A 299-nucleotide genomic window follows, 5' to 3' on the forward strand; every position below is an offset into this window, starting at 1 on the left:
GCCATGACGTGTCCCCTTACTTGCTGCCGATGAAGCCGGGCACGCGGGTGCGTCCTTCAACCCAGCGCATGAGCAGCATGACCACGATATTGATCAGCGCGTACATCAACGTCACCGCGATGAAGGACTCATACGGGCGCGCCGTGTAGTCCACCAGCTGGCGCCCCTGCGCGGCCAGCTCCAGCAGGCCGATGGTCGACGCCACCGCGGAGTTCTTGAAGATGTTCAGGAACTCCGAGGTCAGCGGCGGCACGATGACGCGGAACGCCATCGGCAGCAGCACGTGGCGGTAGGTCTGG

At 64.2% G+C, this 299-nt stretch carries 1 protein-coding gene; it reads right to left on the minus strand.

Annotated features, from left to right (window positions below; all coding sequences use genetic code 11):
* Positions 1–16 precede the first annotated feature (16 nt).
* Positions 17–299: ABC transporter permease subunit (locus tag ACYP5B_RS51440; protein ID WP_459574675.1), on the minus strand; the 283-nt coding region annotated here is incomplete at its 5' end.

Source organism: Cupriavidus sp. 8B (assembly GCF_054589115.1).